This is a genomic window from Streptosporangium sp. G12 (genome assembly GCF_052983175.1).
On record NZ_JBRIQO010000029.1, the window covers coordinates 62,223 to 80,353 of the forward strand.

17 protein-coding genes are annotated in these 18,131 nt (G+C 70.6%); 9 read left to right on the forward strand and 8 right to left on the reverse strand.

Annotation, left to right across the window (positions count from 1 at the left end):
• The first annotated feature begins 54 nt into the window (after nucleotides 1-54).
• The 4 genes from ACVCAG_RS36405 to ACVCAG_RS36420 are packed head-to-tail and all read left to right on the forward strand — an operon-like array spanning nucleotide 55 to nucleotide 3,942.
• On the forward strand, nucleotides 55-1,077 hold the full coding sequence (locus ACVCAG_RS36405; RefSeq protein ID WP_447191225.1) for an ABC transporter substrate-binding protein: 1,023 nt from the start codon (nucleotides 55-57) through the stop codon (nucleotides 1,075-1,077).
• 9 nt (nucleotides 1,078-1,086) lie between these two features.
• On the forward strand, nucleotides 1,087-2,112 hold the full coding sequence (locus tag ACVCAG_RS36410; RefSeq protein ID WP_440088315.1) for an iron chelate uptake ABC transporter family permease subunit: 1,026 nt from the start codon (nucleotides 1,087-1,089) through the stop codon (nucleotides 2,110-2,112).
• Nucleotides 2,113-2,116: 4 nt separating this feature from the next.
• Nucleotides 2,117-3,172, forward strand: a complete 1,056-nt coding sequence (locus tag ACVCAG_RS36415; RefSeq protein ID WP_440088316.1) for an iron chelate uptake ABC transporter family permease subunit — start codon at nucleotides 2,117-2,119, stop codon at nucleotides 3,170-3,172.
• Entirely contained in the window at nucleotides 3,169-3,942 is a 774-nt protein-coding gene (locus ACVCAG_RS36420; RefSeq protein WP_440088317.1) for an ATP-binding cassette domain-containing protein, read from the forward strand. Before ACVCAG_RS36415 ends, ACVCAG_RS36420 begins: the two co-directional genes overlap by 4 nt.
• 32 nt (nucleotides 3,943-3,974) lie before the next feature.
• Here the strand turns inward: ACVCAG_RS36420 and ACVCAG_RS36425 are convergent, their stop codons facing one another.
• The 7 genes from ACVCAG_RS36425 to helR form a co-directional block, all read right to left on the reverse strand.
• The gene (locus ACVCAG_RS36425; RefSeq protein ID WP_440088319.1) at nucleotides 3,975-4,430 is read right to left on the reverse strand and encodes an anti-sigma factor antagonist; all 456 of its coding nucleotides are present in this window, start codon (nucleotides 4,428-4,430) and stop codon (nucleotides 3,975-3,977) included.
• Nucleotides 4,431-4,601: 171 nt separating this feature from the next.
• Nucleotides 4,602-5,603, reverse strand: coding sequence for a YhjD/YihY/BrkB family envelope integrity protein (locus ACVCAG_RS36430; RefSeq protein WP_440088320.1), 1,002 nt, complete (start codon nucleotides 5,601-5,603; stop codon nucleotides 4,602-4,604).
• A gap of 68 nt (nucleotides 5,604-5,671) precedes the next feature.
• A complete protein-coding gene (locus tag ACVCAG_RS36435) occupies nucleotides 5,672-6,349 on the reverse strand; it encodes a DUF3618 domain-containing protein (protein WP_447191226.1) in 678 nt (225 codons plus the stop codon).
• Complete coding sequence (locus tag ACVCAG_RS36440; protein WP_447191227.1) at nucleotides 6,325-6,726, reverse strand: phage holin family protein; 402 nt, start codon at nucleotides 6,724-6,726, stop codon at nucleotides 6,325-6,327. Before ACVCAG_RS36440 ends, ACVCAG_RS36435 begins: the two co-directional genes overlap by 25 nt.
• Entirely contained in the window at nucleotides 6,723-7,466 is a 744-nt protein-coding gene (locus ACVCAG_RS36445) for a hypothetical protein (protein WP_440088324.1), read from the reverse strand. The genes ACVCAG_RS36440 and ACVCAG_RS36445 overlap by 4 nt, the downstream gene beginning before the upstream one ends.
• Before the next feature lie 751 nt (nucleotides 7,467-8,217).
• Complete coding sequence (locus tag ACVCAG_RS36450) at nucleotides 8,218-8,562, reverse strand: hypothetical protein (RefSeq protein ID WP_447191228.1); 345 nt, start codon at nucleotides 8,560-8,562, stop codon at nucleotides 8,218-8,220.
• A gap of 124 nt (nucleotides 8,563-8,686) precedes the next feature.
• Nucleotides 8,687-10,834: an RNA polymerase recycling motor ATPase HelR gene (gene helR / locus ACVCAG_RS36455; protein ID WP_447191229.1), complete on the reverse strand. Its 2,148-nt coding sequence runs from the start codon at nucleotides 10,832-10,834 to the stop codon at nucleotides 8,687-8,689.
• A 659-nt stretch (nucleotides 10,835-11,493) separates the two neighbouring features.
• Between helR and ACVCAG_RS36460 the strand changes: the two genes are divergently transcribed.
• From ACVCAG_RS36460 to ACVCAG_RS36475, 4 genes are all read left to right on the forward strand, one after another.
• Nucleotides 11,494-12,846 carry an ABC transporter substrate-binding protein gene (locus ACVCAG_RS36460; RefSeq protein WP_447191230.1) on the forward strand — a complete coding sequence of 451 codons (1,353 nt, stop codon included), beginning with the start codon at nucleotides 11,494-11,496 and terminating at the stop codon, nucleotides 12,844-12,846.
• On the forward strand, nucleotides 12,843-13,784 hold the full coding sequence (locus ACVCAG_RS36465) for a carbohydrate ABC transporter permease (protein ID WP_447191231.1): 942 nt from the start codon (nucleotides 12,843-12,845) through the stop codon (nucleotides 13,782-13,784). Before ACVCAG_RS36460 ends, ACVCAG_RS36465 begins: the two co-directional genes overlap by 4 nt.
• Nucleotides 13,784-14,680 (forward strand): ABC transporter permease subunit, encoded by an 897-nt coding sequence (locus ACVCAG_RS36470; RefSeq protein WP_440088332.1) that lies wholly within the window; start codon nucleotides 13,784-13,786, stop codon nucleotides 14,678-14,680. Before ACVCAG_RS36465 ends, ACVCAG_RS36470 begins: the two co-directional genes overlap by 1 nt.
• A gap of 220 nt (nucleotides 14,681-14,900) precedes the next feature.
• On the forward strand, nucleotides 14,901-15,317 hold the full coding sequence (locus tag ACVCAG_RS36475) for a CBS domain-containing protein (protein ID WP_447190461.1): 417 nt from the start codon (nucleotides 14,901-14,903) through the stop codon (nucleotides 15,315-15,317).
• A gap of 162 nt (nucleotides 15,318-15,479) precedes the next feature.
• Here the strand turns inward: ACVCAG_RS36475 and ACVCAG_RS36480 are convergent, their stop codons facing one another.
• On the reverse strand, nucleotides 15,480-16,346 hold the full coding sequence (locus ACVCAG_RS36480; protein WP_440088334.1) for an SDR family oxidoreductase: 867 nt from the start codon (nucleotides 16,344-16,346) through the stop codon (nucleotides 15,480-15,482).
• A 247-nt stretch (nucleotides 16,347-16,593) separates the two neighbouring features.
• On the opposite strand from ACVCAG_RS36480, the gene ACVCAG_RS36485 reads away from it, so the two are divergent.
• Complete coding sequence (locus tag ACVCAG_RS36485; protein WP_440088335.1) at nucleotides 16,594-18,102, forward strand: FAD-dependent oxidoreductase; 1,509 nt, start codon at nucleotides 16,594-16,596, stop codon at nucleotides 18,100-18,102.
• The last annotated feature ends 29 nt before the right edge of the window (nucleotides 18,103-18,131 follow it).

Sequence of the window (18,131 nt, forward strand, 5' to 3'; positions counted from 1 at the left end):
TTAGCCTAACCTAACTTTGTCGCGAAGTTTCCCTTTGCGAGATAGGAACACCGCATGCGCACGTCGCGTCGGGTTCTCGCCGTGGCGGCGTTGGGCCTTGCGCTCACCGGTTGCGGTGCACAGAACTCCCCGGGCACGCAGAACTCCCCGGGCGCACAGCCCTCGTCGTCCGGCCCGTGGTCGTTCACCGACGGCTCCGGTGAGACGGTCAAGGCCGACAGGATCCCCACCCGGATCATCGCGCACGCGGGTGAGGCGGCCGCGCTGATGTCGTTCGGCATCAAGCCGGTCGGCGTCTACGCCGACGAGTCGGTCAAGACCGACCCCAACCTGAAGGACCTCGACCTTTCCGGGATCGAGCTCCTCGGCCAGGAGTGGGGCAAGATCGACGTGGAGAAGGCGGCCGCGTTGCGGCCGGATCTGATCGTCGCGGACTGGTGGCCGGCCGAGAAGGCGCACAGCGGCCTGGAGGAGGGGGTCGACGAGAAGAGCAAGAAGCTCGCCGAGCTGGCTCCGGTGGTGGGCGTCTCCCAGGGAAAATCCATCGAGGACCTGGCCGAGGGGTACGAGAGCCTCGCCAAGAGCCTGGGCGCCAAGGTGGACGCTCCCGAGATCGCCGCGAACAAGAAGCGTTTCGAGGAGTCCGTCGAGAAGTTCAAGGCGGCGGTCGCGGGCAAGCCCGGGCTGACGGCCCTCGGCATGTCGCCCGCCGACGACAAGCTGTACGCCGCCAACCCCGAGTACGCGCCCGAGCTGCTGGACTTCCAGCGCTGGGGCCTGAAGGTGATCAATCCCGCCAAGCCGGACGCGGGTTTCCCGTACTGGGAGAACCTCAGCTGGGAGAACGCCGACAAGTACCAGCCTGACCTGATTCTGTGGGACGGCAGGTCCTTCACGCCCACGGCCAACGCCGAGTGGGGCAGGAAGCAGCCCACCTGGTTCAAGATCAAGGCGGCCAAGGCCGGTGCGGTGGCGGCGTGGCCGGCGTACTGGCTGCACACGTTCGGCGACTTCGCCACCGAGGTGGACAAGCTCACCGAGGCGGTCAAGGTCGCTGACGAGAACCTCGGCGACTGATCCTCTTCGATGCCCAGCACGCTTTCGATACGACGGGCCCCGGTCCTCGGACTCGGGCTCGTCGCGCTCTGCGCCCTGCTCGCCGCGGTGGCCTTCCTCAGCGTGACCCTCGGCTCGCGCGACATCGGCCTGCCCGATGTGCTGCGGGCACTGGGCGGCCTCGGCGCCGACGAGTCGATCACCGGTACGGTGACCCTGGAACTGCGCGTGCCGCGTACGCTCCTGGGCGTCCTGGTGGGTGCGGCCCTGGGCGTCGCGGGCGCGATCCTGCAGGCGGTCACGCGCAACCCGCTGGCCGACGCCGGCATCATGGGGATCAACTCCGGCGCGGCCGTCCTGGTGGTCTTCGCGTTCACGGTCCTGGGAATCCGGGGGGTGGGCGTGTACGTGTGGTTCGCCTTCGCGGGCGCGATCGTCGCGACCCTGCTGGGGTACGCGATCGCGTCGCTGGGCCGTGAGGGCGCCACCCCCGTCAAGCTGGCCCTGGCCGGCGCGGCGGTCACCGCCGGCCTCGGCTCCGTCACCACGGGCATCATCATGACCAACGTCGACGCGCTGAACGAGCTGCGTTTCTGGCAGGTCGGGTCGCTCGCCGGCCGGTACGCGCCGATCCTGACCGGGGTCGCGCCGTTCCTGCTGGCGGGCCTGGCGGCGGCACTGTGCCTGGGCAGGGCGCTCAACGGGCTCGCGCTCGGCGAGGACGTCGCGCGCGGGCTCGGCCAGCGGGTCGGCCTCACCAGGGCCGTCGCCTTCGGGGTCGTCGCGATACTCGCCGGCGCGGCCACGGCGGCCTGCGGGCCGATCGTGTTCATCGGGCTGGTGGTGCCGCACCTCGCGCGGGCGCTCTGCGGCCCGGACCACCGCTGGGTCCTGCCGTACTCGATGCTGCTGGCGCCTGTCGTGCTGCTGCTGGCCGACGTGCTCGGCCGGGTCGCGGGCGCCCCGGGGGAACTGCAGGTCGGCGTGGTCCTCGGAGTGCTCGGCGCGCCGGTCTTCGTGGTGATCGTGCGCTACGGCCGGCTGTCGGAGGTATGACGAGATGGCCACGACTCACGACGCCTTCACGACCGTCTCCGACACCGTCCGCGCCACCCGGCGCGGCCGCACGGCCCGGATCGTGGTGGTGATCTCCGCGCTGGCCGCGACCGTCGCCACCCTGTTCGTGGTGACCATGATGGTGGGCAGCTTCCGTCTTTCGGCCGCCGAGGTGCTCGGGTCGCTGCTGGGCACGATCGACGACCCGAGCCTCGACTTCGTCGTGCTGGGACTGCGGCTCCCCACCGCCGCGACCGCGCTCTCGGTCGGGCTCGCCCTCGGCGCGTCCGGGACGATCTTCCAGCAACTGCTCCGCAATCCCCTCGCCTCACCCGACTTCGTGGGCATCTCCTCCGGCGCCGGCCTGGCCGCGGTCACCGGCATCGTGTTCCTGCAGGCCGGCGGGATCGCCATCGCCGGGCTCGCGTTGGGCGGGGCCGTCGTGGCCGCGCTGCTGATGTACGTGCTCGCCTGGCGCGACGGGGTGAGCGGCTACCGCTTCATCCTGATCGGCATCGGCATGGCGGCCTTCTTCGAGGGCCTCACCGGGTTCGTGCTGACCCGCGCCCAGCTGTTCGAGGCGCGCCAGGCGATGCACTGGCTGACCGGTTCGGTCGGGCAGGCCAGTGACACCGAGCTGCGGCTGCTGCTCGTCGCGCTGGTTGTCCTGCTGCCCCTGTCCATGCTGCTGCAACGGCAGCTTCGCGTGCTCGAACTCGGCGACGACGCCGCGCGAGGGCTGGGCGTGCCCACCGAGCTCGCCCGCGCGGGCCTGCTGGCCACCGCCGTGGTCCTGGTCGCGCTGGCCGTCGCGGCGGCCGGGCCCCTGATCTTCGTCGCGCTCGTCGCGGGACCCATCGCCAACCGGCTGCTCGGCCCCGCCACCGGCGGCGTGGTCGCCGCCGCCCTGGTGGGCGCGGTGGTCCTGCTCACCGCCGATCTGATCGCCGTCCATCTGCTGCCGAGCGCGCTGCCCACCGGTGTGGTCACCGGCGCGGTCGGCGCACCGTACCTGTTGTGGCTGCTGGCCACCACGAACAGACAAGGAGCAGGCGGATGAGCCGCCTCCGCGCCGAAGGCCTGTCCCTGGGCTACGACGATCGAGCCGTCATCACCGACCTCGACCTCTCCGTGCTCGACGGGAAGATCACCGCGATCGTCGGCGCCAACGCCTGCGGCAAGTCGACGCTGCTGCGCGGCCTGGCCCGGCTCGTCAGACCGCGCCGGGGAGCCGTGTATCTCGACGACAGGGCGCTCGGCGACCTGAGCACCCTGGACGTGGCCAAGGTGCTCGGCCTGCTGCCGCAGACCCCCGTGGCGCCCGACGGCATCACGGTCGCCGACCTGGTCTCCCGCGGCCGCTACCCGCACCAGGGCTGGTTTCGCCGGTGGACCGACCGTGACCACGAGGCGGTGACCCGGGCCCTGGCCGCGACGGACACGGCCGACCTGATCGACCGCCCGCTGCGCGCTCTCTCCGGCGGGCAGCGGCAGCGGGTCTGGGTCGCCATGGCGCTGGCCCAGGACACCGACCTGCTGCTGCTCGACGAGCCCACCACGTTCCTGGACATCAACCACCAGGTGGAGCTGCTCCGGCTGTTGCGCAGGCTCAACGCCGAGTCCGGCAAGACCATCGTCGCGGTATTGCACGACCTCAACCTCGCCTGCCGCTTCTGCGACCACATCATCGCCATGGCCGGCGGCGCCGTCGTCGCCGAGGGCCCCCCGGCCGAGGTGATCACCGCCGAACTGGTCGAGAAGGTCTTCGGCCTTGCCTGCGTGATCGTCCCCGACCCGGTCGCCGGAACTCCCATCGTGGTGCCCGCCTAGAAGATCACCGATGTCGCCGGCGCCGGGCCGGTTCAGCCGGCGGGACCTCCCGGGATCGGCGTCGCCGGCGGTGTCGGCTCCCGATCCGGCCTCATCCCCTCTTCGAGAAGGGGGCTCGGGTCCTGCTGTCGCAGGGCGCTCACCGCCTCGGGCAGGGTCAGGCGAACCTCGAAGTGATCCACCATGCGCGTCAACACGAAGAGACGGCGCGCACGCCCCTGCGGGGGAAGGACCACGATCAGGCGCCCCCGGCGCCGGTGGACTTTCCGCCGCATCTCCACCAGGGCGCCCACCCCGACCGAGGCGATGAAGGTCACCTGGGTGAGGTCGACGACCAGCGACAGGTCGTCGAAGGTGAGCAGCGCCTCATCGAACTTCACCGCGACGCCCGGGACCGTCACGGCGTCCAGCTCACCGATGACACGCAGCACCCGCACCGGCCCCAGGCGCCAGCTCTGCACCTGCGGCGCAGTTCGATCACCCGGCACGACGCCACCTCCTCGCGGTCACGCCATGTGCCAACCGGATCATTGACCGGATTGTTTCAGGCGGCGTCCATTCGGTCCTCGGGGACCGGTGGGGGAAACAGCGGCCGAGGCCGGCACCCGCGGCTCCGGCGAGTGGCCGCGCCACGCCATCACGCCGGAGGCGGCGAAGGCCTATGACGACCCCTGATCCTGGTCGAACGTGCGGGTGTCGCGAGGCTCGACGTAGGGTTCCCGCCCCTCCGGCTGCCCCGCCTCGATGGCTCGGCCGCGGGCGAGCTCGGCGTCGAACTCCACGCCGAGAAGCACCGCGACGTTGGAGATCCACAACCAGATCAGGAAGACGATGACCCCTGACAGGGCGGCGTAGGTCTTGTTGTAGGCGCCGAAGTTGGCCACGTAGAAGCCGAACGCGGCGGAGGCGACGATCCACAGCACGACGGCGAGGGCGCTGCCGGGGGTGAGCCAGCGAAAACCCGGGTGCCGGACGTTGGGCGCCGCCCAGTACAGCAGGGCCAGAATGCCCATCACGACGACGACCAGCACGGGCCATTTGGCGATGCCCCAGACGGTCAGCGCGCTCTGCCCGACTCCCAGGACCTTTCCCGCCTGCTCGGCGAGCCCGCCGGTGAACACGACCGCGACCGAGCCGGCCGCCATCAGGACCACCAGGACGGCGGTGATGGCCAGGCGCAGCGGCAGGGTCTTCCAGATAGGCCTGCCCTCGGGCATCTCGTACATGACGTTGGCGGCGCGCATGAAGGCGCCGACGTACCCCGAGGCGGACCAGAGGGCGACGGCGATACCGATGAGGGTCGCGATCCCGGCCGCGCGCTGGTTGCTCTGCAGGGCCTGCAGCACGGTGTCGAGGATCTGCTTGGCGGGTCCCGGGGCCAGGGCGCCGAGGTTGTCGATGAGGGGCTTGGTGGCGGACTCGCCGAACAGGCCGAGCAGCGAGACCACGGCCAGCAGCGCCGGGAAGATCGACAGCACCGCGTAGTAGGTCAGCGCGGCGGCCCAGTCGGTCAGGTTGTCCTGCTGAAACTCCTTGACGGTGCGTTTGAGTACCGCCCACCACGACTGTCTGGGTAGTTCGGTGGGGCTTCCCGGAGCCCTGTGCTCTCCCGTCGCGCGTTCGGCGCCGGCGGTCGGGCGTCGCGTGTCGTGGCCGGACATGGGGGCACCGCCTCCCTCGGGGGTACCGCCGCCCCCGAAAACGGGGGCGGCGGTGGTCGGATCCGTTCCTACTGGTGACCGGGGGTGGAGCGGGCGTGTTCGCCCACCTGCCGGGCCTGCTCGCGAGCGTGGTCGCCCGTCCGGTGCGCGGCCTCCGCGGCGGTCTCCTTGACCTGCTGGGCGGCCTGCTGAGCCGCTTCCCTCGCCTCATGGCCGAGGGTCTGGGCCGACTCCTGCACCACCTGCCTGACCGGCTGGATCACCCCGTCGGCCTGCTCCATGAGCTGTCCCGCGGCGCGCTCCTCGGCCTCGGTCCTGGGAATGAGGGCGGCCGCCAGCAACCCGGCGCCGAAAGCGATCACCCCGGCCGCCAGCGGGTTGCCCTGCGTGCTGCGCATCGCCTGCCGCGGCGCGTTCTGGACCACCTCGGCGGCCTGCTGGGCACCGTGCTTGACGGTGCCGGCGGTGTCGGAGGCGACTTCGCGGACGGTCTCGGCCGTGCCGGAGGCCGTGTCGCGCACGCTGTCCGCGGCGTACGACGCCTGCCTGCCGACCGTGTGGGCGGCGTGGGACGGCGTCCCCATCACCCGCTCGCGCACCGACCGCAGGCGCCGGCGCACGTTGTCGGTGCGCCGCCGCGCGATCCGCGCCGGGCTGGTGCGGTCGGCGAGACGCTCCACGTCCGCGGCCAGCTCGGCCCGGGTGGCGTCGATCTCGGCCCTTATCTCGTCAGGTCTCGCGCCCATCGCGCATCCTCCTTGAGCGTTTCAACGGTACGTTCCGGCTTGGGGGAGACCTGGCGCAGCCGGGCGCGCCCGGTCACGTACAGGGCCGCACCGGCCGCCGCCCAGATGACGGCGACGATGAGCGCGGCCCAGCCCAGGTCCATCACGTTGCCCAGGCCGAACATGACGGCCAGCGTCACCAGGACGGCGACCATGTATCCGGCGAACCCCGCTCCGCCGAGCAGCCCGGCGGCCTTGCCCGCCTTGGCCGCCTCCTCGCGGACCTCGGCCTTGGCCAGCAGCAGTTCCTGGCGGACCAGTTTGGACAGGTCCTCGCCGATCTCCCCGACCAGCTCTCCCAGCGACGGTTCCCGCGCCCCGGGACCGGGGTGGGTCATCGGACCTCACCGCCCGGACTCCTGGGCGCGGGCGTGGTTGCGGAGCCGCCGAACTCCTCCTGCGGTGTGATCGGCCGGCCGGGATACGGCTCGACCGGCGGCTGCACCGGCGGCTGGGCGGTGACCGGCGCGGGCCGGGCCGAGACCGGTGGCTGGACCGGCGGCCGGACCGGAGCAGGCGGCACGGTGGCGGCCGGAGCCGGGGTGTAGGTCCCCGGCCCGTACGGGCTGCCGGCCCTCGAGCCGGGAGAGCTCGCCGAGTCGGTGTTCCCCGACACCTTGGCGACCCTGCCGATGAGGAAGCCCACGGCGGCCGCACCGGCCAGGAACGCTCCAGGACGACGGCGCGCGAAGCTCTGGACCTCCTGGACCACCCCGGTCAGGCCGTGCTGGTCCAGGTAGTCGGCCGCCCGCCGCCCGCCGTCGGCGACCTGCTGCACCACACCGGAGACCGGCGAGTCGGGCTTGGCGACCTCGCCCATCGAGGCCAGGTCGTCGGCCCACTGGCGGATTCCCTGGGCGGCGCGCTGGCTCTGGTGCTGCGCCTGGTCGCCGACCCGGTTCCGTAGCCGGTCGACCACCTGCCGGGCCTGCTGCTTGACCTCTCCGGCCACTGCCTGCGTCTGCCCCTTGGCGGTATCGGCCACCTCTCCGGCGGCGGACCTGGCGTGCTGAGCCGTGCTCTGGAAATCCTGGCTCTGGCCTGGGCGCTCCCCCGCCCCGGTGGAATACTCACTCATCGATGCCCTCCAAAGGTTGTGCATCTTCGACTGAGCCGCCGATTACCCTCATGACTTCGTCCCATTCCGCGAAGTACCGGGAAGCTTTCCCGAAGATCGGTAATTCCCCGGGTTTTCGACCACTGAGCTGCGCGTGGACGCCTTGGATAATTTTCTGTCACCTTGCCCTGTCCGGGGCAGGCGGCCCGGGTCGCGGGCCGAGGGCTTCAGGCACCTCGCGCGAGGGCCGTGCGGAAACCCGCCGGAGCGTGATCCACCGGGACGACGGGGCCCGGCCCGACCGCGCAGGCTTCATCCGGCGCGTCCGGCCGCCGTGGACACGCCTGTCGCGGCGGGCGAGCCATCGCCGTGCGCCGCACGGGATGATCGCCCATGATGTGCCGGATGCGGTCATCACCCATTCGCGGATTACCAGTAAAGCTAACAATATGGTGATATGTGGCATTGTCGCCGATTCAATGAGCCACCGGTATCGGCCGGTAGGTGCAAAGGTAGAGGACTGGTTCCACTCTTTCCTATTTGAACGGATATCAGGGCTTAAGTCAGGTTTGTTGCCGAGGGTGGGCTCATGGCCTCCGCCCTTGTGTCACCCCGGCTTTCTTCTCAGTGGTGATCCCGGACCAAGGCTTTGTGTTATGTGGGGTGAACGTCCGGATGTCCGGGAACTAGCGTTTTACGTGACGTCGATTCAACATATTTCCGGAAACTGCATTGGCGTTTTGTCAGCCGTGAAAGCAGGCCGGGCCCGACATCAGACACGGAGTGATCTTTCATGTTCAAGCAGGCTCTCACCGCCGGCGCATTGACGGCTTCCGGTTTCGTCATCGCCATGGCGATGACGGCTCAGCCCGCCGGGGCGAGCGCGGCAGTCCGGGAAGCCGCTCAGGTGCACCTCCTTCTGAGCGATCCCCCTCCCGGCCATCACCACCATCACCCCTGGCCCGGCCATCACCACCATTGGCCCGGACACCATCACCCCTGGCACGGCCACCACCATCACCATCACCCCTGGCCCGGACACCACCACCATTGGCCCAGCCACCACCATCACCATCACCCCTGGCCCGGACACCACCACCATTGGCCCCACGGCCACCACTAGATTCCCTGTCCCGGGCGGTGTCCCCGCGGTCCCCGCGGTCCCCGCGGTCCCCGCGGTGCTGTTCACGACCGCGGCGGCGCGTGAGATGGCGGCCTCGCCGTAGCGGGTGCGGCCGGCGTCAGGAACTCGTGAGGATGACGAGTTGCCCGGTCGCCCGGGTCATGGCGACATAGCGGTCGACCGCTCCCTCGATGCCCGCGCCGAACGCCTCCGGGTCGACGAGGACGACCAGGTCGAACTCGAGCCCCTTCGACAGCTCCGGGGTCAGCGACCGGACGCGGGACGTCGCCCGGAACGTGGGATCGCCGATGACACAGGCGATCCCGTCGGCATGCGCGGCGAGCCAGGTGTCGAGGATCGAGCCCAGATCCGCAGCGGATCCGTGTACGACGGGGACGTCGCTGCTGCGGATGGAGATGGGCACGTTGGCGTCCGGGAGCACGGCCCGGATGACCGGCTCGGCTTCCGCCATGATCTCCTCCGGCGTCCGGTAGTTGACGCTCAGGGAGGCCAGGTCGATCCGGTCGAGCCCGATCCGCTCGAGCCGTTCCCGCCACGACTCGGTGAACCCGCGCCTGGCCTGGGCGCGGTCCCCGACGATGGTGAAGCTCCGGGACGGGCAGCGGAGCAGCAACATCTGCCACTCCGCGTCGGTCAGTTCCTGCGCCTCGTCCACGACGATGTGCGCGAACGGTCCGGCGAGCAGGTCCGGTTCGGTGCCGGGCGGCGCGGTCTCGTCGACCAGGGCGTCCTTCATGTCCTGTCCGCGCAGCATCGTCACCGCACCCTCGCCGTCGTCGTCGGCCTCGAGCAGGGCCTCGACGACGGTGGCCATGTGCTCGCGCTCGGTGGCGACAGCGGCCTCGTGGCGGCGCCTGCGCCGCGCCGCCTCCGGGTCGCCGAGCCGCTGCCGTGCCGCGTCCAGGAACGGCAGGTCGGACACCGTCCAGGCCTGGGCGTCCTCACGCCGCAGCTTCCGGAGGTCGTCGGGGCTGAGCCAGGGGGCGCACATCCGCAGGTAGGCCGGTACCGACCACAGGTCCCCGACGAGGTCGGCCGCCTCGATCAGCGGCCACGCGCGGTTGAAGGTCGTGAGCAGCTCCCTGTCCCGCAGCAGTGACCTGCGCAGCAGGTCGACCGAGACCTCGCCCTCGTGCTTGTCCGTCAGGATCGTGAGCAGTTCCTCCCAGATCCGGTCGCGCGCCTCGTTGTGCGGAGTACCGGGTTCCGGTGCCTCGAACGCCTCGGCCCAGTCCTCGGCGCTCAGCCAGATGTCGGACCAGGGGGTCGTGACCGTCATCCCCTTGCCGGGCGGGTTCTCGTAGAACCTGACGGCCGGCTCGATCGCCTTCACCAGGTCCGCGGACGACTTCAGCAGGGCCACCTCCGAGTCGGCCTCGACCGCCGCCGCGGCTCCCTCGGCGACGAGGTCTCGCAGGGTGCAGGTCTGCACGCCCTCCTCTCCGAGGCTGGGCAGGACGTCGGCGACGTAGGCCAGGTAGGGCTGGTGCGGACCGACGAACAGCACGCCGCCCCGGCGGTGACCGAGGCGAGGGTCGGAGTAGAGGAGGTAGGCGGAGCGGTGCAGAGCCACGACGGTCTTGCCCGTGCCCGGACCGCCGTCGACGACGAGAGCGCCACGAGATCCCGCACGGATGATGGCGTCCTGGTCGGCCTGGATGGTGCCGAGCACGTCCCGCATCCGGGGCGACCGGTTGCCGCCCAGGCTGGCGATGAAGGCGGACTGGTCGTCGAGCGCGGCGTGCCCTTCGAACCCGTCCGAGGTGAACACCTCGTCCCAGTAGTCGCTGATCCTGCCGCGGGTCCAGCGATACCTGCGGCGGCTCGCCAGCCCCATCGGGTTGGCGTGGGTGGCTCCGAAGAACGGCTCGGCCGCGGGGGAGCGCCAGTCGAGCAGCAGCCGGCGGCCCGCGCTGTCGGTGAGGCCGAGCCGCCCGATGTACACGGGCTCGGGGTCGTCCGCGCCGACCATGTGCCCGAGGCACAGGTCCAGGCCGAAGCGACGCAGCGCGCGCAGCCGAACGGTCAGCCGGTGGATCTCCAGGTCCCGGTCCAGCACCTGCCGGCCCTTGCCGCCGGGTGCCCTGCGCTCGGCGTCGAGACGGTCGGACAGGTCGGCGATCGACCGCTCGAGGCTGTCCGCGATGGCCGCGAAGTGCTGCTCGTCGCCGGCGATCAGCGCCGGGTCGGCCTTGGGGGAGAGGTGGTCAGGAAGGTCAAACGCGCTGGTGGTCAGCGGTTTCACGTTGTTTGCTCCGATCTGATGACGCTTGCGCTGTCGCGCGTGGTGAGGGGGACGAACCACACCGGCCGGCGGCTCCGCGGACTCCCTGTCCGGCGGCGCGCACACCCGTATCCGCGCGCAGGGTTCCCGTGATCGCACCGTGGGTGCCACCGGTTCGACGTCCCCGCGCGACCCGTGCGCCGACAACGCCGGCGCACGTCGTACCCCCCGTTTCCGCAGGCTCTGGCCTCGGCCGACGATTCTGCAGCACGACCTGGGTCTTGTGGCAAGCCCCCCGGTGCGCTATACATTGAGAGTGGAAAGGAGTGGGTTCTCCCCTTTCCGCCTCATTGTCCGCTCTGGGCGGGCGACCTCCTCGCGAAACGGCGCGACCTCCTCACGAAGCGGCGATGCGTCGCGTACGCCGGCACCGCCGGCCCAGGGGGATCGCAAGGCGCGGCCATGACGCCGTGCCGGCGGCCCCGAAGCGCCGGAACCCCCGCCGTGTCATCGCATCGCGGTCAGCACGAACCCGAAGACGAGGGTCGCCCTCGGCGCGGGCCGCGTCGCGTTTCGCGGTCATTCCCGATGAGCCAGGTGGGATCGCGTCTCCGTTTATTTCTCGTTCGCCGGGAAGACGGAGCGCGTCATCGTTCTCGGAAAGCAGGGAGAAGGCGACGATGCCTGGTCTGCGCATGGGCGACACGGTCACGGCGGCCGTACTGGTCGGTTGTCTGGCCGCGTGCGGGGGAGTCGGGGCCGATCGCAAGGCGAGCGAGCCGGGCGGGGGGCCGGCGACGCTGACCACGATGGGGTTCGGCCTGCCCGACGAGATCGCCACCGTCCGGGTGGACGCCTTCAAGAAGGCGCGTCCCGACGTGAAGCTGACGATCAACCAGGGCCAGTTCGACGAGCAGGCGTTCCTGTCGGCGGTGGCCTCGGGCAACCCGCCCGACGTCGTCTACCTGGCCCGGGAACGGATCGGCGGCTACGCGGCCCGCGGCGCCATCCAGCCGCTGGACCGCTGCGTGGCCGAGCAGTCCATCGCGACCGGCGACTTCTACCCGGCCGCCCAGCAGCAGGTGAAGTACGACGGCGCCTGGTACGGCATGCCGGAGTTCTACAACTCGATCGTGCTGGTGGTGAACAACAAGGCGGCCCGGGAGGCGGGGGTGGACCCGGCGCGCATCGACACCTCCGACTGGGACGGGCTGGCCCGGCTGGCCAAGAAGATGACCCGGATCGAGGACGGCAGGATCGAGCGGTTCGGCTTCCACCCGAAACTGCCCGAGTTCCTGCCCCTGTGGGCCAAGGCCAACGGCGCGGACCTGCTCACCGCGGACGGCCGTACCTCCCGGCTGGACGATCCGAAGGTCACCGAGGCGATGCAGTACGCCGCGCGGCTGGTGGAGTCCCAGGGCGGCTGGAAGAAGCTGAAGGCCTTCACCGACACCTTCGACTACTTCGGGCAGGGCAACCCGTTCGCCAAGGACCAGCTCGGCGCGATGCTCACCGAGCAGTTCGTGGTCAGCGCGATGGCCGGCGTCGCGCCGGACGCGGACATCACGGTGCTGCCGTTCACCGACCGGCAGGGCAGGCTGGTCAACAACGTGGGCGGCAACGCCTGGGTGATCCCCAAGGGCGCCCGCAACCCCGACGCCGCCTGCTCGTGGATCAAGACCATGACCGCGGCCGACACCTGGGTCGCGGCGGCCAGGGCCCGTGCGGACAAACGCGCCAAGGAGGGCAAGGTCAACATCGGGACCTACACCGGCAACGCCAGGGCCGACGAGGTGATCTTCTCCGATCTGGTCAAGCCCAGCGGCCACCAGGCCTACGACGACGCGGTGAAGACCATCCGCGCCGTACAGAACGCCGGTTTCGTGGTTCCGCAGTCGGCCGCCGCCGCGGAGTTCACGAACGCCTGGAAGGACGCGGGCACCCGCGTGCTGCAGGGACAGCAGGACGCGGCCGCCGCGCTGCGGCAGGCGCAGGCCGAGGCGCAGAAGGCCATCGACCAGGCCACCTCATGACCGCCACCGCTCCCGCACGCCTACCCAGGTGGAGGGCCCTGAGCGGCGAGACGCGCTGGGCGTACGTCTTCCTGCTGCCCTGGCTGATCGGCCTGCTCGTCTTCCAGCTGGGGCCGATGATCGCCAGCCTCGCGCTGTCCTTCACCGACTACGACCTGATCGGCGCGCCGCGCTTCACCGGCCTCGACAACTACACCGCGATGGCACAGGACCCCAAGGTCGTCCGCGCCGTGGGCAACACCCTGCTGTACACCGTGACGCACGTCCCGCTGTCGATCGCCCTGGCCCTGGCCCTGGCGCTGCTGCTGAACCGCGTCACGGGCCGGTCCGCCGGGGTGTTCCGGACGATCTTCTACCTGCCGTCCATGACCCCGCACGTCGCGGTCGGCGTGCTGTTCTTGTTCCTGCTGAACGGCCAGGCGGGCGTGGTCAACCGGATCCTGGGCCTCTTCGGGGTCGAGGGGCCGCAGTGGACGACCGATCCCGACTGGATGCTGGCCGGCATCGTGCTGATGTCGCTGTGGAACCTGGGCTCGACCACGATCATCCTGTTCGCCGCGCTCCGCAACGTCCCGCGCGAGCTCAGCGAGGCCGCGATGATCGACGGTGCCGGCCCCTGGCAGCGGTTCCGGTCGGTCACCGTTCCCATGATCAGCGCCGCCCTGTTCTTCGTGGTGATCATCAACACGATCACCTCGCTGCAGATGTTCGACCAGGTCTACACGATGTTCTTCGGCACCCAGAGCGCCCGGGAGGCGTACGGCGACGCCGCGCTGTTCTACGTCGTCTACCTGTTCCAGCAGGCCTTCCAGTTCCTGCACATGGGGTACGCCTCCGCGCTGGCCTGGCTGCTGTTCCTGGTCATCGCGCTCATCACCGCCGTCCAGGTGAAGGTGGGCAACAGGCTCGTCCACTACGAGACCGAGGAGCACGGCTGATGACCGCCGTACGAGACGCCCGGCCCGTCATCGCCGTCCCGCCGGCCGCGCCGGACACCGCGGCGCGGCCGACACGCAGGATCTTCTTCCTCACCGTCCTGTCCGCCGTCTCGGTGGTCTTCCTCTATCCGTTCGTGTGGCTGGTCACCGCGTCGCTGAAACCCCGTGACCAGACGTTCTCCAACCCCTTCCTGCCCTGGCCGGTGCCGTTCCGCCCGGAGAACTACCTCGCGGTCTGGGACGCGGCACCGATGTTCGGCTGGCTGGTCAACACGCTGGTGGTCGGGGTGACGGCCGCGCTCACCGTGACGCTGTCGAGCGCCTTCGTCGCCTTCGGCTTCGCCTACTTCCGCTTTCCCGGCCGCAACCTGCTGTTCGCGAGCGTGCTGGGCACCATGATGTTGCCCGCCGCGGTCACCCTGGTGCCCACCTACCTCATCTGGAAGTCGGCGGGGCTGACCGGCACGCAGGTGCCGCTGTGGGCGGGCAACCTGTTCGGCTCGGCCTTCTACATCTTCCTGCTGCGGCAGTTCCTGCTCGGCGTGCCCCGCTACGTCTTCGAGGCCGCCCGCGTGGACGGAGCCTCCTACCTCGACCTCTTCCGGCGGATCGCGCTGCCCCTGTCGCGGCCCGCCCTGATCATCGCGTTCGTCTTCGAGCTCAAGGCCAGCTGGTTCGACCTGATGAAGCCGCTGATCTATCTGCAGGACCCCGCGCTCTACACGCTGCCCCGGGGGCTGAAGGCGGTCGTCGACCAGTTCTACCAGGGCGGCGACCCGAAATGGGAGATCGTCCTGGCGGCCAGCGTGATCACGACCGTGCCGCTGATCGTGATCTTCTTCCTCGGCCAGCGGCACTTCCTCCAGGGAATCGCCACCACCGGTCAGCGCGGATGAGACCGCAGGAGGAGCATCAAAAAGGTCTGGGGCGGTGACGAGGACGACGGCCTTTTCCCGGCCGGGTACCGATCGCGTTCTGCCTGCTCATCACACTGGCGATCGCCTTTTTTCAGGTGCCTTCGGCTTCGCCGCCGAGGGTGTCGGCACGGAGATCGGGGGTAGGCGAGCCGACACCCGAACCGCCCGCTTCGGGCGGCAGCGACGAAAGGAGCGGAGAATGTCCACGGCACGAGAGATCATGACGCCGGACGCCGAGTGCGCGCGCGCTGAGGAGACGGTGCTGGAGGCGGCCGAGAAGATGGCCCGGCTGGATGTCGGCTCGCTGCCGATCTGCGGCTCCGACGACCGGCTGCAGGGCATGCTCACCGACCGTGACATCGTGGTGAAGGTGCTGGCCGCGGGCAGGGAGCCCAAGGCGTGCCAGGTCGGCGAGCTGGCCCAGGGCAAGCCCGTCACCATCGGCGCCGACGACGACGCCCGGGAGATCCTGCGCACGATGGCCTCGCACAAGGTACGGCGCCTGCCGGTCATCGACGGCCACACCCTGGTGGGGATGGTGGCGCTGGCCGATGTGGCCCGCGCCCTGCCCGACGCACCGGTCGGCGACCTCCTCGACGCGCTGACCAGCGACTGAACAATGCCCTTGGCCGGGAGAAAAGCGGCTCCGCCCCGCCCGGGGGGAGCCGCTTTCTCATCGGGAAAACGGCGCGCGGCAGGAGTGACGACAGCGGTCCTGGCAGGTGAGGGGCACGAGCGGACATCATGACCGCGGGCGGACCGCCGCGAGAGGTCCTCCTCAGCCGGGCATCGTCTCGCCACCGACCGGTGCGAGAACCTCTCCCGTGTAGTACGAGGAGAGCTGCTCGGCGGCGAAGAAGACGTAGGAAGGAGCGATCTCATCGGGTTGCGCGGCGCGTTTCATCGGCGTCTGCTGCCCGAACTTCTCCACCTTTTCCGGAGGGAAAGTCGCCGGGATCAGCGGCGTCCACACCGGCCCCGGGGCCACCGCGTTCACCCGGATGCCCCGCTCCAGCAGCGTCTGCGCCAGCGAGTAGGTGAAGGCGAGGACCGCGCCCTTGGCCGCCGAGTAGTCGATGAGCGTCTTGTTACCGCGAAGCCCGTTGACCGACGAGGTGTTGATGATCGCCGCCCCCTGCGGGAGATGAGCCAGCGCCGCCTTGGTCACCCAGAAGTAGCTGCCGATGTTGACTGCGAAGGTCCGTTCCCACTGCTCGTCGTCGAGCTCCTGCAGGGAGTCCACCGGCGACTGGGTCGCGACGTTGTTGACCAGCAGGTCAAGCCCTCCCAGCGCGCCGGCGGCGGCCTCGACGACCTCCCGGCAGTGCTCGGGCACGGCCAGGTCACCGGGGAGCAGTACGCATCGCCGGCCCTCCTTCTCGACGAGCTCCTTGGTGTGCTCGGCGTCCTCGTGCTCGTTCAGGTAGGCCACGGCCACATCCGCGCCCTCTTTGGCGAACGCCACCGCGACCGCCCGGCCGATCCCGGAATCGCCTCCGGTCACCAGTGCTTTCCGTCCCGGCAGCAGGCCGCGACCGGTGTACGCGCGCATCTCATCTCGCGGCTCCGGGGTCATCGCCCCGCTGTGTCCCGGATAGGGCTGTTCCTGCGGCGGCTGCCCGGCGCCTTCTTGGTTGTCCGACATGGGGTGCGCCTACCCGTCACCGCCCCACGCGAACGGCCTTCGAGATCAAATTTCTTCTCCTGTCGGGGAGATCTCGGCCTGCTGCGAGCCGGCCGGTGACGCCATCCTGCCGGCCCGTGCCGAGGGGCGGAGCGCGCCTGTCTCCTCACGCGACAGGCCACCGCTTCGCACGGCGCGTCGCCAGGGCCGTCGTTTGCGTGTCGTCCGTCGGGGCACACACCCGGCCATGACCATGCAGTCCTATTGGATGGAATCGGCACCCGGCGTCTCCCATCCGGTTCTCGAACGCGATCTGCGGGTGGACGTCGTCGTGATCGGTGCCGGGATCGCCGGTCTGAGCACGGCCTGGGAACTCACCCGGGCGGGGCGCACGGTGGCCGTCCTGGAGGCGGGCCGGGTCGCGGCCGGGGTCACCGGCCACACCACGGCGAAACTGTCGGCCCAGCACACCCTGATCTACGCCGACCTCGCCTCCTCGGCCGGGCCGCAGGCGGCCGGCCTGTACGCCCGCTCCCAGCAGCAGGCCATCGAGCACCTCGTCGCCACCGCCGCCGACCTCGGCGTCGACTGCGGCCTCGAACGGGTCCCGGCCCTCACCTATGCCGAATCGGCCGACGGCCTGGACCGTCTGCGGGCGGAGGCCGAAGCCGCCGCGCGGGCCGGGCTGCCGGCCTCCTTCGTGACCGAGAGCTCACTGCCCTTCCCGATCGCCGGGGCGGTACGGGTGGAGGACCAGGCCCAGTTCCACCCCCGCGCCTACCTCCTCGCGCTCGTCCAGGCCATGACCGCCTCCGGCGCGCTCGTCTTCGAGGGCACGCGCGTCGTCGGCCTGGCGGAGGGGAGTCCCTGTCGTCTCACCACCTCCACCGGGCTCACCGTCACCGCCCGGGACGTGGTGGTGGCCACGCACTACCCGATCTTCGACCGTGCCCTGCTGTTCGCCCGGATGCAGCCGCACCGCGAGCTGGTCGTCGCCGCCGCCATCCCGGCCGAGCAGGATCCCGGCGCCATGTTCATCACCACCGAGGACAACACCCGCTCGGTCCGCACCGCCCCCTACGGGAACGGGCAGCGCCTGCTGATCGTCACCGGCGAGCCCTTCACCCCCGGCGCCGGTCACGTGAACGACCGGCTGCGGCGGTTGCGCTCGTGGACCACCGACCGGTTCGGCACGACCCGCTTCACGCACTGGTGGGCGGCCCAGGACAACGACACCACCGACCGCCTGCCCTTCGTCGGCCCCCTGCACGCCGGCGCGCGGCACGTCCACGTCGCCACCGGATTCGGCGGCTGGGGCATGAGCAACGGCGTGATGGCCGGCTTGCTGCTCAGCGCGCTGATCACCGGCGAGGAGTCGCCGTGGGCCCGGCTGTACGATCCCCGGCGGCTGCATCCCCTGCGCGAGGCCGGCCCGGCGCTGAAGATGCAGACCGCCGTCGCCCGGCACTTCGTCGCCGACCGCCTGGCGGCGGGCGCCTCCGACGAGGTGACCGGCCTGTCGCCCGGCCAGGCGAAAGTGGTCAAGAACGACGGCAGGCGCTGCGCGGTGTACCGCGACGAGGACGGAGGCCTGCACGCGGTGTCGGCCCTGTGCACCCATCTGGGGTGCGTGGTGGCCTTCAACGAGGCCGAACGCGCCTGGGAGTGCCCATGCCACGGCTCACGCTTCGGCATCGACGGCGCCGTCCTGCAGGGGCCCGCGGTGAACCCGCTGGAACAGGTCGAACTCTCACCGGAAGGCGAGACGCCCGAGTAGAACGCCCTCTTTCCGGCCGGCAGCGCCTC